Below are 12,350 nucleotides of genomic sequence, written 5' to 3'. Positions count from 1 at the left end.
AATCCCAAGACTGGATGAACGACGATGCATCGGTACAGGTCCCACACCTGCGGTGAGCTCCGCGCCTCTGACGTCGGCACCGACGTCCGGCTGAGCGGCTGGCTGCACAATCGCCGAGACCTGGGCGGCATCCTCTTCATCGATCTGCGCGACCACTACGGCATCACGCAGCTCGTCGCCCGCCCCGGCACGGCCGCCGCCGAGGTGCTCGACAAGCTGACGAAGGAGACCGTCGTCCGCGTGGACGGCAAGGTCGTCTCGCGCGGCGCCGAGAACGTCAACCCGGAGCTGCCCACCGGCGAGGTCGAGATCGAGGCCGCCGCGGTCGAGGTCCTGGGCGCGGCCAAGCAGATCCCCTTCACCATCAACGCCGACGACGGGGTGAACGAGGAGCGCCGTCTCGAGTACCGCTTCCTCGACCTGCGCCGCGAGCGCATGCACCGCAACATCATGCTGCGCTCCGCGGTCATCGCCTCGATCCGCTCGAAGATGGTGTCCCTCGGCTTCAACGAGATGGCGACCCCGATCCTCGCCGCGACCTCCCCCGAGGGCGCCCGCGACTTCGTCGTCCCCTCCCGGCTGAACCCCGGCAAGTTCTACGCCCTGCCGCAGGCGCCGCAGCAGTTCAAGCAGCTGCTGATGATCTCCGGCTTCGACCGCTACTTCCAGATCGCGCCCTGCTTCCGCGACGAGGACGCCCGCGCGGACCGCTCGCCGGGCGAGTTCTACCAGCTCGACGTCGAGATGAGCTTCGTCGAGCAGGAGGACGTCTTCCAGCCGATCGAGCGGCTGATGACCGAGCTCTTCGAGGAGTTCGGCGGGGGCCGCCACGTCACCTCCCCGTTCCCGCGGATCCCGTTCCGCGAGTCGATGCTGAAGTACGGCAACGACAAGCCCGACCTGCGCACCGACCTGGAACTCGTCGACATCACCGATGTCTTCGAGGGCTCGGAGTTCAAGGCGTTCGCCGGCAAGCACGTGCGTGCCCTGGCCGTGCCGGACACCGGTGACCAGCCCCGCAAGTTCTTCGACGGGCTCGGCGACTTCGCCGTCTCCCTCGGCGCGAAGGGCCTGGCCTGGGTGCGCGTCGGCGAGGGCGGCGCCCTGACCGGCCCGATCGCGAAGTTCCTCACCGAGGACGACGTCGCCGTCCTCACCGAGCGCCTCGGCCTGAAGCCGGGCCACGCGATCTTCTTCGGCGCGGGCGAGTTCGACGAGGTCTCCAAGATCATGGGCCCGGTCCGGGTCGAGGCCGCGAAGCGCGCCGGCCGTTTCGAGGAGAACGTCTTCCGCTTCGCCTGGATCGTGGACTTCCCGATGTACGAGCGGGACGAGGACACCGGGAAGATCGACTTCTCGCACAACCCGTTCTCCATGCCGCAGGGCGGCCTGGAGGCCCTGGAGACCCAGGACCCGCTGGACGTGCTGGGCTGGCAGTACGACATCGTCTGCAACGGCATCGAGCTCTCCTCGGGCGCGATCCGGAACCACGAGCCCGAGATCATGTTCAAGGCCTTCGAGATCGCGGGCTACTCGCGCGAGACGGTCGAGCAGGAGTTCGCGGGCATGCTCCGCGCCTTCGAGTACGGCGCCCCGCCGCACGGCGGCATCGCCCCGGGCGTGGACCGCATCGTGATGCTCCTCGCCGACGAGCCGAACATCCGCGAGACCATCGCCTTCCCGCTCAACGGCAACGCGCAGGACCTGCTGATGGGCGCCCCGACGGAGCTCGACGAGGCCCGTCTGAGGGAGCTGAACATCCAGCTCCGCAAGCCGGTCGCCAAGCCCGGCGAGTAACGGCCGCAGGCTGCGAAGGGCCCCGGGACCGTCACGGTCCCGGGGCCCTTCGGCGTCGGGGGACGCGGGGGAGCTTCGGCGTCGAGGGCGGGAGCGGAGCTTCGGCGGCGGGGGACGGGAGGGGCGCTGCGGGCCGGAAAGGCGGTCCCTATCAGCCGTTTTGTCCGAAGATCGCTGTTTACCGCATTGCGTGAGCTGCGAAATGCCCCGGGCCTGCCACTCTGGAAACGCAAGGAGTAGGACGCTCCCGTACCGGAAGGCCGCCCCGCATGTCCTCGCGCATCCGCACCCTCTCCGCCGTCGTGCTCCTGTGCGCCGGAGCGCTGCTCACCGGCTGCGGGGACACCTCCGGCACCGGCCCCGCCCCGGGCGCCGACGCCAAGGCGGTGACCGGGGCGCGCGGCGAAGCGCCCGCGGCGGCCGTGCCGCAGACCCTCGCGGTCGCGGAGATCCCCGGCATCGGACCGCGCACACGTGCCGGGATCCCGGCCGACGCCCGCCAGGTCTTCGTCGTCACCGGCAGCGGGCCCGACGCCGACGAGTCCACCGCCGCGCTCTACCGGCACGACGCGGACAAGGGCTGGCAGCGCACGGCGGGCCCCTGGCCCGCCCACAACGCGCTGCGCGGCTGGACGGACGACCACCGCCAGGGCGACCTGCGCTCACCGATCGGCGTCTACGGGCTCACCGACGCGGGCGGACTGCTCCCCGACCCCGGCACCGAGCTGCCGTACGACCGGCAGTCCCTGTTCAGCATCAGCGGGCGCGGCTTCGAGGGGGAGCCCCTCGAAGGGTCCTTCGACTACGTCGTGGCCGTGAACTACAACCGCGAGGCGGGCACCACCCCGCTGGACCCGTCGCGCCCGCTCGGCGACGACAAGGGCGGCGGCATCTGGATCCACGTCGACCACGGGGGCCCCACGCAGGGCTGCGTGTCGCTGGACCGCGACCGGATGAAGGAGCTGCTGCGGGCGCTCGACCCGGAGCTGCGCCCGGTGGTCGTGATGGGCCCCGCCGGGACGCTGGCGCGCTGAGGCCGGGCGACCGGTGGCCGGGCCCCGCCGGGACGCCGACGCCGGGTGGTGACCGGGCCCGCCGGGTGCGGGCGCCCGCCGGCGGGTGACCTGGTCCCGCCGGAGCGCGAAGACGATTCAGGGCGTCCGACGTATGGCGCGCGGCGGCCCGGCACCGTGAACCGGTGCCGGGCCGCCGTGGATGCGCCCTGTGCGGGCCCTCAGTCCTTCTTCGGGTCCTCCAGGCGCGGGAACAGCACCGCGCCCTTCGTCACCGTCGCACCGGCGGGGAGCTGCCCCCAGGTGGCGGCGTCCTGCACCCGCTGCCCGGCGAGCGCGCCGAGGGACTCCTCCGCGCCCAGCGAGTCCCACAGCTTGCGGGACGTGTCCGGCATGATCGCGTTCAGCAGGACCGCGACCGCGCGCAGCGACTCGGCCGCCGTGTACAGGATCGTCGCCAGCCGGGCCCTGCCCTCGGGGCAATCGTCCTTGGCGACCTTCCACGGCTCCTGCTCCGTGATGTAGCCGTTGACCTGCTTCACGAAGTCGAAGACCGCCAGGATGCCGCCCTGGAAGTCCAGCTCCTCGCCGATCTTCCGGTCGGCCTCGGCGACCGCCTTCGTCAGCCCGTCCCGCACCGCCTGCTCGGCCTCGCCCGCGGCCGTGGCCCCGGGGAGCGCGCCGCCGAAGTACTTGCCGACCATCGCGGCCACGCGCGAGGCGAGGTTGCCGTAGTCGTTGGCGAGCTCGGAGGTGTAGCGGGCGGAGAAGTCCTCCCAGGAGAACGAGCCGTCGCTGCCGAAGGCGATCGCGCGCAGAAAGTACCAGCGGTAGGCGTCGACGCCGAAGTGCGAGGTCAGGTCCTGCGGCTTGATGCCCGTCAGGTTGGACTTCGACATCTTCTCGCCGCCGACCATCAGCCAGCCGTTGGCCGCGACCCGGCCCGGCACGGGCAGCCCCTGCGCCATCAGCATCGCGGGCCAGATCACCGCGTGGAAGCGCAGGATGTCCTTGCCGACCAGGTGCACGTTCGCGGGGAACGTCTCCTCGAACTTCGCCGGGTTCTCGTTGTAGCCGACCGCGGTCGCGTAGTTGAGGAGCGCGTCGACCCACACGTAGATGACGTGCTTGTCGTCCCAGGGGACGGGGACGCCCCAGTCGAAGGTGGAGCGCGAGATCGACAGGTCCTGCAGGCCCTGCTTGACGAAGTTCACGACCTCGTTGCGGGCGGACTCGGGCTGGATGAAGCCCGGGTTCGCCGCGTACAGGTCGAGCAGCTTCGGACCGTACGCGGAGAGCTTGAAGAAGTAGTTCTCCTCCTTGAGGATCTCCACCGGCTTCTTGTGGATCGGGCACAGCCTGGTGCCGTCCTCGGCCTCGATCAGGTCGCCGGGGAGCTTGTACTCCTCGCAGCCGACGCAGTACGGGCCCTCGTAGCCGCCCTTGTAGATCTCGCCCTTGTCGTACAGGTCCTGCACGAACTCCTGCACACGGTCGGTGTGCCGCTTCTCCGTGGTGCGGATGAAGTCGTCGTTCGCGATGTCCAGGTGCTCCCAGAGGGGCTTCCAGGCCTCCTCGACGAGCTTGTCGCACCAGGCCTGGGGCGTGACGTCGTTCGCCTCGGCCGTGCGCATGATCTTCTGACCGTGCTCGTCCGTGCCGGTGAGGTACCACACCTTCTCGCCGCGCTGGCGGTGCCAGCGGGTGAGCACGTCGCCTGCGACGGTCGTATAGGCGTGGCCCAGGTGAGGAGCGTCGTTGACGTAGTAGATGGGGGTCGACACGTAGAACGCCTTCGCGTCCGCGCTCGCCCCCTGCTTCTCGGATCCAGTGGCCGCCATGGCCGAAATCCTATCGGCCCCGCGAGCGCCCTTCCTCGTGCCGCGGGGCGCCCCCGCCCGGAACGCGCCCGGCCCCGCACCCGCCGGAATCGGAACGGTGTGCGGGGCCGGGCGTCGCCGGTACGGGGCCGGCTCAGGCGCCGCGCGCCGCCAGCCAGGGCGCGAGGCCCTCCAGCAGACCCGCGTACAGCTCGGCGTCCGTGAGCTCACGGGGCGCCGGGCCGGCGGGGAAGAAGCCGGCGTTCGGGACGGAGAGCTTGCGCAGGTAGTCGAACGCCTTGGCGTCGTGCTCGCCCCAGGCGACGAACTGCCAGAACACCGGGCGGTCCGCAGCCTCCGCGAGCGCCGCGGTGGCGGCCGTCTTCGACTCCGGGGCGCCGTCCGTCTGGAAGATCACGAACGCGGGGGCGTCCGTGTCGGCCTCGGCGTGCAGCGCGAGCACCCGCTCCACGGCGAGGTGGTAGTTGGTGCGGCCCATCCGGCCGAGGCCGGCGTGCAGCTCGTCGATGCGGCCGTCGTGCGCGTCGAGCGTCAGCTCGCCGGTGCCGTCGACCTCGGTGGAGAAGAACACCACGTCGACGGTGGCCCGCTCGTCGAGGTGCGCGGCGAGGGCGAGCGCCTGCTCGCCGAGGCCCTGGGCGCTGCCGTCCTTGAAGTACGGCCGCATCGAGCCGGACCGGTCCAGCACGAGGTACACCCGCGCCCGCGCGCCGGTGAGCTGCGCCTCCTTGAGCGCCGCACCGGCGGTCCGGTACGCGTCCACCACGAGCGGCGCCCGCGCCTTCACCCGCGCGATCCCCACGGCCGCCTTCCCCGCGACCGCCTCGTCCCCCTCGACCTCGGCGACGGCTTCCGCCTCCGGCTCGGGAGCGGTGTCGGTCTCGGGGGCGGCTTCGGCTTCCGCCTCGGGGGTGGCCGCGCTCTCGGTCTCGGCGACCGGCTCGGGGGCGGTCTCCGTCTTGGGGGCGTCGGCCTCGGCGGCGGGCTCCTCGGCGGCGGGGGCCGCTTCGGCCTTCGGCTCGGGTGCGTCGGCTTCGGCTGCTTCCGCGGCGGGCTCTTCGGCGGCGGGTGCCTCGTCCTGCGGCTTGGGCTCCTCCGCGACTGGCTCGGGGGCGGTGTCGGCCTCAGGTGCGTCGGTCTTGGCGGCCTCGGCGGCGGGCTCCTCGGCGGCGGGGGCCGCTTCGGCCTTCGGCTCGGGTGCGTCGGCTTCGGCTGCTTCCGCGGCGGGCTCTTCGGCGGCGGGTGCCTCGTCCTGCGGCTTGGGCTCGTCGGCTTCCGCCTCGGGGGCGGTGTCGGCCTCAGGTGCGTCGGTCTTGGCGGCCTCGGCGGCCGGCTCTTCGGCGGCGGGGGCCGCTTCGGCCTCCGGCTCGGCGGCGGTCTCGGTCTTGGGTGCGTCCGCTTCGGCTGCTTCCGCAGCCGGCTCTTCGGCGGCGGGGGCCTCGTCCTGCGGCTTGGGCTCCTCCGCGACCGGCTCCGCCTCGGCCTCCGCCTCGGGCGCGGTCTCCGTCTTGGGGGCCTCCGCCTCGACAGCGTCCGCAGGCGCCTCCGCAGCCGCCTCCGCGGCCGGCTCCTTCGGAGCGGTCGCCTCGGCGGCGGCCTCCGGCTCGGGCGCGGCGGACTTGGCCGCGGCAGCGGCCTCCTCCGGCGGGCCCGCCTGGGCCGGGACGGAGGGGGAGGCGTAGCGCGGGGCCGGGTTGTCGAAGGACGCCGAGACGAGCTCCTCCGCCGCACGGTCCGCGGCGGTCTGCGGCGGGACCGTCGCGGACGCGGTCGATGACGCGGACGGCGACGCGGACGCGGACGAGGCCGCCGACTCCGACTCCGTGCCGGTGGCCGGTTCCGTACGTTCGGTCTGAGCGGGAACGGAGGCCGTCACCGACTCCTCCGGGCCGCCACGATCGCGGCCGAACACCTTGCGCAGCAAGCTCCGAATACCCATGGGCGGGGCCTTTCGCATGAGTTGGGTGCGGTGATGTCCGCTCCTGCAGACGTTCCGCCCGGCCGCGTGGGCCAGGGCTGACACGTAAGGTTAGCGGCCCAGTTCACGGGCTTCCGGGAGGGCACCCGCAAGCGTCCCGGGGAGCCGCGCCGTCCGCCCGTACGGCCCGCCCGCGGCGCGTTGCCTCACAGCTCAACCGCGCCCCGGCCGTGCCGGATTCATCCTCCGTTCACGCTCCGTCCGCCGCCCTGCCGGGGTGCGCGCCTAACGTCGCGGCCGGAATCATTCCGACACCATGTCGGCGCGGGATGCGCCGAAGGAGGACGAAGTGCGCAAACTGCTGCCGCTGTTGAACACCACCCCGCACGCCGGCGGACGGTCCGCTCTCACCTGCCGCTACCGCTGCGGCGACGCCTGCTTCCACGAGGTCCCCAACACCAGCGACAACGAGTACGCCGGTGACGTCATCGCCGGTGCCCTGTCGCGCCGCTCGATGATGCGCGCCGCCGCGGTCGTGACCGTCGCCGCCACCGCGGGCGGCGCCGCCGTCGTCCAGGGCGGCTCCCCCGCCGAGGCGCACGGCGGGACGGCCTTCAAGGCCAAGCGCTACGACGGCGCCCGCGGCCTGCGGTTCGCCCCCGTCGCCCCGAACCGGGACGACAAGGTGACGGTCCCCGAGGGCTACGCCCAGAACGTCGTGATCCGCTGGGGCGAGCCCATCCTCCGCGGCGCCCCCGCCTTCGACCCGGACAAGCAGACGGCGAAGGCCCAGGCCGGCCAGTTCGGCTACAACAACGACTTCCTCAGCCTGCTCCCGCTGCCCGGTGAGCGCGGCCGCCAGGTGCTCGTGGCGAACCACGAGTACACGGACGAGGTCCTGATGTTCAAGGGCTACGACCCCGCGAACCCGACCCGCGAGCAGGTGGAGATCGCCTGGGCCGCCCACGGTCTCTCGGTCGTGGTGGTGCAGGAGGAGAACCGTTCCGGCAAGCTCACCCCCGTCACCCGCCATCCCCTCAACCGCCGGCTCACCGCCACCAGCGAGTTCGAGCTGACCGGTCCGGCCGCGGGCGGCGCCCTGCTGCGCACCTCGGCGGACCCGACCGGCCGCAAGGTGCTCGGCACCCTCAACAACTGCGCCGGCGGCACCACCCCGTGGGGCACCACGCTGCACGGCGAGGAGAACTTCAACCAGTACTTCGCCAACGCGTCGAGCGCCACGGACAAGCGCTACGGCCTCGGCACCGGCGCCACCGAGCGGAAGTGGGAGCGGTTCGACAAGCGCTTCGACGCCCAGCAGGAGCCGAACGAGTCGCACCGCCACGGCTGGGTCGTGGAACTCGACCCGTTCGACCCGGACTTCACCCCGGCAAAGCGCACGGCCCTCGGCCGCTTCAAGCACGAGGCGGCCCAGCCGCGCCTGACCGACGACGGCCGCCCCGTCGTCTACATGGGCGACGACGAGCGCTTCGACTACCTCTACAAGTTCGTCTCCTCGAAGCGGATGATGAAGGGGAGCAGCCGCGCCGCCCGCGCCCACAACCGCACGCTGCTCGACGAGGGCACCCTCTACGTCGCCCGGCTGACCGGCGACAGCCCGGCCGCGGAGATCGACGGCACCGGCAAGCTCCCGAACGACGGCGAGTTCGACGGTTCCGGCGTGTGGATCCCGCTGGCCACCGGCAACGTCTCGCACGTCCCCGGGATGACCGCCGAGGAGGTGTACGTCTTCACCCGGCTCGCCGGTGACAAGGTCGGCGCCACCAAGATGGACCGCCCCGAGGACGTCGAGCCGAGCCCCCGCAGCGGCCGGGTGTACGTCGCCCTGACGAACAACAGCAACCGCGGCAAGGCCGGCTACGCCGGCGCCGACGAGGCCAACCCGCGCAACGCCAACAAGCACGGCCACGTGCTGGAGCTGGCCGAGCACTGGGACGACCCGGCCGCCGACGGGTTCGCCTGGCGGCTGTTCCTGGTCGCGGGCGACCCGACCGACCCCGCCACGTACTTCGCGGGCTTCCCGAAGGACAAGGTCAGCCCGATCTCCTGCCCGGACAACGTCGCCTTCGACCCGCACGGCAACCTGTGGCTGTCCACCGACGGCAACGCGCTGGGCTCGCACGACGGCCTCTTCGGCGTCGCCACCCACGGTGAGCGCCGCGGCGAGCTGAAGCAGTTCCTGACCGTGCCGACCGGCGCCGAGACCTGCGGCCCGGTCATCCAGGAGCGGCGCGTGCTGGTCGCCGTCCAGCACCCGGGCGAGGTCGACGGTGCCTCCGTCGAGAAGCCCGCGAGCGCCTGGCCGGACGGGCCGGGCCGGATCGTCCGTCCCTCGGTCGTCGCGGTCTACCGCAAGGACGGCGGCGACATCGGCGTCTGATCCCGGCGGAACCGGGGCCCGCGTGCCGGGCCCCGGTTCACGGCGTGCCGAGCAACCGGGCGCGCCAGGCGGTGAACTGCGCCGCCGCGTCCCCCGTGTACGCCCACGGCAGGTGCGCGGCGCGGCCCTCCAGGAGGCGGAACAGACCGGCCGCCTCCTGGAGCAGCCCCGCGTGACAGGCGGCGTGCACCAGGTAGTTGAGCTCGGCGATCAGATGCGGCGCCACCGGCCCGTCGGCGCGCCACAGGATCCACCGCTCCCAGGTGCGCCGGATCTCGGTGACCGCCAGTTCGTGCTTCCAGTGCTGGTCGAAGCCGCGCACCACTCGGCCCTGCGCCCCGTCGGCGATGTAGCGGTACTCCTCCGCCCGGGCGATCTGCACCAGGACGGGCAGCGGCGATCCGGGCGGCGACGCCCCCGCGGCGTCGCGGGCGAAGTCGTACATCCGGCCGTGGGTGCCGTGCCAGCGCGCCGAGTGGTAGCGCAGCATCTGCACATGGCCCTCGACGTTGTACGGGTCGCGCCGGCGCATCTCGTCCCACCAGCGGCGCAGGTCCCGCCGGGGCACACCGCCCTCGTACAGCCGGGCCAGCGTCAGCAGCGACACCCACGGCATGGGGTCGTCCGGGTGCTTCCGGGCGGCGTCCAGGCAGGTGCGGGCCGCCGCGTCGATCCGCGCCCGGTCGGGGGCGGTGCCGTGACCGGCGGCGATGGCCAGATGGAAGACGCGGACCACCTCGGTGGCGGCCCGGAGCACGGCGGCGTCGCCGCTGTCCGGCTCGGCGGCCAGCCAGATCCGGGTCGCCGACGAGCCCGCGGCCGCGTGCGCGAGCACCCTGATCCGGTGGGTGCGCCGCGCCCGGTCCTCGCCGGCGGTCCCGCCGAGCAGCTCGCGCATGCCCTGCCAGCGGCCGATGGCGATGTCGTCCAGGGCGCGGGACAGCTCGGTGTCGCCGTGGGCGGGATCGAAGTCGGGCACGAAGCGGCGCCGGCGCTGGGGCCGCCGCGGCAGCCGGGGCAGACGAGGGGTACGGGGAGCACGGGGCACGGCGGACTCCTTCCTGCGTCGCGTGGTGCGGGCCGTCGTCGGGGTCAGTAGTCGGTGGCCAGGGTCCTGTCGGGGCGGTACGGGTGCGCGGCGCCCGGGCGGCCGCCGTCGTCGGCCCCGGCGGCCCGGGAGGCGTCCAGCCGGGGGCCCGGCCGGTAGTACGTGCTGCCGCGCCGCCGGTGCACGACCAGCGGCACGACCCCGGCGGCCAGCCCGCCGAGCCCGATCGCGACCGACGCCCCGCTCAGCCCGCCCAGCGACTCGAAGAAGATCCACAGCATGAACAGCGCGCCCGCCAGCGGCCAGACGCCCCCGAGCAGGAACTCGCGCACCGAGCGGAGCAGGGTCCTGCGGTAGGCCACCACGGCGGCGATGCCCGCGAGTCCGTAGTAGAACGCGATCTGGAGTCCTATCGCCGCGACCGCCGCGGAGAGCACCTCCCCGACCGTACCGAACACCGCCGACGCGGCGAACAGCACCAGCGCCACGGTACCGACGGCCGCCACCGCCACCCAGGGTGTGCCCCGGCGGCGGTGCACGGTGCCCAGCGCGGCGGGCATGGTCCGGTCCCGGCCCATGGCGAACAGCGACCGCGTCACCTGGATGAGCGTCGTCTCCAGCGTGGCGACCGTGGACAGCAGCACGGCCAGCACCAGCAACTGGCCGCCCGTGCCCGGCCATACGGCCTCGCCGAGGGTGCTGAGCACCTGGGAGCCGGAGGCGTGGATCTGCTCGGCGGTGAGCGTCGTGTGGACGGCGATCGTGAACGCCTCGAAGAGCACGAAGACGACGCCGACCCCGATGAGCGCCGCGAGCCCGGCGGTCCGCCGGCCGTCCCGCGTCTCCTCGCTGAGGTTGCTGGTGACGTCCCACCCCCAGAAGCAGAACGTGGCGATCAGCGCGCCCGAGGCGAACTGGGACGCCCCGTCGAAGTGCGCGAAGCCGAACCACGACCAGTCGAAGGAGGCCCCGCCGCCGCCCCGGACCAGCGCGGCCGTCACGAACCCGGCCAGCAGCGCCAGTTCGACGCCGGAGAGCAGCAGCTGGGCGCGCACCGTCATCCGGATGCCGCCGAGCACCACCAGGAGCATCAGCAGGAACCAGCCCGCGCCGACGGCCGTCGCGAGCACCCGGTCGGCGGCGAGGCCGGGGTCGAACAGCGCCAGCGTCATCGCCCCCGCGGGGAGTGAACCGGCCACCATGAACAGGGTGGTGGAGACCACCAGCGCCCAGCCGGACAGAAAGCCGAGGAAGGGATGGAGGGTTCGGCCCACCCAGGCGTACGCGGCACCGGCGCTGACGTCGAGCCGGCCGAGCCGGCCGAAGGCGATCACGATGCCCAGCATCGGCAGCACGCAGTACAGCAGCGCCGCCGGACCGGCGACGCCGACCGCCCCGGCGAGGACGGCGGTGGCCGCCGCGATCGAGTAGGCGGGGGCGGTCCCGGCGACGGCCATCACCACGGTGTCGAACGTCCCGAGGACACCGGGCCGTAGACCTCTGCCCAAGCTGCTGCGCATGGATAGCTCCGAATGCCCTGGTGCCGCGCGGAGTGTGCGGGCACGCCGAAGGGAGGCCCGCTTGCGGAGGAGAAGCCTCCGCAGAGGGAGACGGTGCGCATCGTAGTCGGACGTGTGCGCTGCGGTGAGGGGGTGGGGGTACGGTCCGGCGCCGCCCGACCCCGGGGAGACGCCCCTGGTCCGGGGGGCGTTGCCACCGGGCGTCGTAGAGTCGGTGGCATGGCTGGAGAAGCATCGGACGCGGGGACGGTACGGGTCGACGTCTGGGTCTGGTCGGCGCGGCTGACCAAGACCCGCTCGCAGGCCTCGGCCGCCTGCCGGGCGGGTCATGTGCGGGTCAACGGCGAGCGGGTCAAACCCGCGCAGCCGGTACGCGTCGGCGACCAGGTGCGGGTGTTCCACGCGGGGCGCGAGCGGATCGTCGTCATCGCCCAGATCCTGCGCAAGCGGGTCGGCCCCCCGGCCGCCGCCCTGGCGTACGTCGACAACAGCCCGCCGCCCCCGCCGCGGGAGTTCACCGCCCCGACGGCCGTCCGGGACCGTGGCGCGGGCCGCCCGACCAAGCGGGACCGCCGCGAACTGGAGCGCCTCCACGGCGCCCGCCCCCGGGACTGAGGCTCTGGGGGCCGTTCCCGTGGACGGGGGTCCGTTCCCGGGGACCGGGGCGCCGGCGCCCTCCCGGGTCGGCGCCTCTCAGCGGGCGGCGCGCCGCTAGGGCTGCTCCGCGAGGCCGCATCGCCACGCCTCGCCCCGGGCGCCGGGCCGCCCCGCCCCGCCCCGCCTCGGAAGACGCGCCGCCACGCCTCGCGCGG

General features: G+C 73.4%; 8 protein-coding genes. 4 read left to right on the top strand and 4 right to left on the bottom strand.

Features of this window, described 5'->3' with window-relative positions; all coding sequences use genetic code 11:
- The first annotated feature begins 24 nt into the window (after nucleotides 1-24).
- Complete coding sequence (gene aspS / locus JE024_RS16950; RefSeq protein ID WP_205374396.1) at nucleotides 25-1,797, top strand: aspartate--tRNA ligase; 1,773 nt, start codon at nucleotides 25-27, stop codon at nucleotides 1,795-1,797.
- A gap of 269 nt (nucleotides 1,798-2,066) precedes the next feature.
- Nucleotides 2,067-2,831 (top strand): L,D-transpeptidase family protein, encoded by a 765-nt coding sequence (locus JE024_RS16945; protein WP_205374395.1) that lies wholly within the window; start codon nucleotides 2,067-2,069, stop codon nucleotides 2,829-2,831.
- A 200-nt stretch (nucleotides 2,832-3,031) separates the two neighbouring features.
- On the opposite strand, the gene metG is transcribed toward JE024_RS16945, so the two are convergent.
- Both metG and JE024_RS16935 read right to left on the bottom strand, forming a co-directional pair.
- Complete coding sequence (gene metG, locus JE024_RS16940) at nucleotides 3,032-4,651, bottom strand: methionine--tRNA ligase (protein WP_205374394.1); 1,620 nt, start codon at nucleotides 4,649-4,651, stop codon at nucleotides 3,032-3,034.
- 133 nt (nucleotides 4,652-4,784) lie between these two features.
- On the bottom strand, nucleotides 4,785-6,590 hold the full coding sequence (locus tag JE024_RS16935; RefSeq protein ID WP_205374393.1) for a VWA domain-containing protein: 1,806 nt from the start codon (nucleotides 6,588-6,590) through the stop codon (nucleotides 4,785-4,787).
- Nucleotides 6,591-6,918: 328 nt separating this feature from the next.
- Here JE024_RS16935 and JE024_RS16930 point away from each other — a divergent pair, with 328 nt between their 5' ends.
- Complete coding sequence (locus JE024_RS16930) at nucleotides 6,919-8,970, top strand: PhoX family protein (protein WP_205374392.1); 2,052 nt, start codon at nucleotides 6,919-6,921, stop codon at nucleotides 8,968-8,970.
- Nucleotides 8,971-9,007: 37 nt separating this feature from the next.
- On the opposite strand, the gene JE024_RS16925 is transcribed toward JE024_RS16930, so the two are convergent.
- Nucleotides 9,008-10,018 (bottom strand): hypothetical protein, encoded by a 1,011-nt coding sequence (locus JE024_RS16925; protein ID WP_244882912.1) that lies wholly within the window; start codon nucleotides 10,016-10,018, stop codon nucleotides 9,008-9,010.
- A 44-nt stretch (nucleotides 10,019-10,062) separates the two neighbouring features.
- Nucleotides 10,063-11,538, bottom strand: coding sequence for an APC family permease (locus JE024_RS16920; protein ID WP_205374391.1), 1,476 nt, complete (start codon nucleotides 11,536-11,538; stop codon nucleotides 10,063-10,065).
- A gap of 219 nt (nucleotides 11,539-11,757) precedes the next feature.
- On the opposite strand from JE024_RS16920, the gene JE024_RS16915 reads away from it, so the two are divergent.
- The gene (locus tag JE024_RS16915) at nucleotides 11,758-12,153 is read left to right on the top strand and encodes an RNA-binding S4 domain-containing protein (RefSeq protein ID WP_205374390.1); all 396 of its coding nucleotides are present in this window, start codon (nucleotides 11,758-11,760) and stop codon (nucleotides 12,151-12,153) included.
- Nucleotides 12,154-12,350: the final 197 nt, after the last annotated feature.

Source organism: Streptomyces zhihengii, assembly GCF_016919245.1.
Classification (GTDB): domain Bacteria; phylum Actinomycetota; class Actinomycetes; order Streptomycetales; family Streptomycetaceae; genus Streptomyces; species Streptomyces zhihengii.
This window is presented reverse-complemented; position numbering and strand designations above follow the sequence as displayed.